The following is a 1,117-nucleotide window of genomic DNA, read 5'->3' as shown; positions in this document are numbered from 1 at the left end:
TTCCGTACATGTCAAGGGTAGGTAAGGTTTTTCGCGTTGCATCGAATTAATCCACATCATCCACCGCTTGTGCGGGTCCCCGTCAATTCCTTTGAGTTTTAATCTTGCGACCGTACTCCCCAGGCGGTCAACTTCACGCGTTAGCTACGTTACCAAGCCAATGAAGGCCCGACAACCAGTTGACATCGTTTAGGGCGTGGACTACCAGGGTATCTAATCCTGTTTGCTCCCCACGCTTTCGTGCATGAGCGTCAGTATTGGCCCAGGGGGCTGCCTTCGCCATCGGTATTCCTCCACATCTCTACGCATTTCACTGCTACACGTGGAATTCTACCCCCCTCTGCCATACTCCAGCGATGCAGTCACCAATGCAGTTCCCAGGTTAAGCCCGGGGATTTCACATCGGTCTTACATCACCGCCTGCGCACGCTTTACGCCCAGTAATTCCGATTAACGCTTGCACCCTACGTATTACCGCGGCTGCTGGCACGTAGTTAGCCGGTGCTTATTCTTCCGGTACCGTCATCCCCTCTCGGTATTATCGAAAAGGATTTCTTTCCGGACAAAAGTGCTTTACAACCCGAAGGCCTTCTTCACACACGCGGCATTGCTGGATCAGGCTTTCGCCCATTGTCCAAAATTCCCCACTGCTGCCTCCCGTAGGAGTCTGGGCCGTGTCTCAGTCCCAGTGTGGCTGGTCGTCCTCTCAGACCAGCTACGGATCGTCGCCTTGGTGAGCCTTTACCCCACCAACTAGCTAATCCGCCATCGGCCACCCCAATAGCGCGAGGCCCGAAGGTCCCCCGCTTTCATCCAAAGATCGTATGCGGTATTAATCCGGCTTTCGCCGGGCTATCCCCCACTACTGGACATGTTCCGATGTATTACTCACCCGTTCGCCACTCGCCACCAGGTGCAAGCACCCGTGCTGCCGTTCGACTTGCATGTGTAAGGCATGCCGCCAGCGTTCAATCTGAGCCAGGATCAAACTCTTCAGTTTAAACCTGTTACTGTTTTCGGTTTCTCTCGAAACCGGTCGCTCACTCAAAGCTGACAGGTCATTGAATAAATTCAAAAACCTGACTTACTTTAGTGTGAGACTCTTGATACTTTTGCT

General features: G+C 53.0%; 1 rRNA gene. It reads right to left on the bottom strand.

From position 1 onward, the window contains the following. A 16S ribosomal RNA gene (locus U5A58_RS40355) occupies nucleotides 1–1,000 on the bottom strand; the annotation flags it as partial. Between the last annotated feature and the right edge of the window lie 117 nt (nucleotides 1,001–1,117).

Origin of the sequence: Paraburkholderia sp. J7, from assembly GCF_905220155.1 — a bacterium.
Classification (GTDB): domain Bacteria; phylum Pseudomonadota; class Gammaproteobacteria; order Burkholderiales; family Burkholderiaceae; genus Paraburkholderia.
The sequence above is the reverse complement of the archived record's forward strand: the minus strand, read 5'-3'. Positions and strand labels throughout refer to the sequence as shown.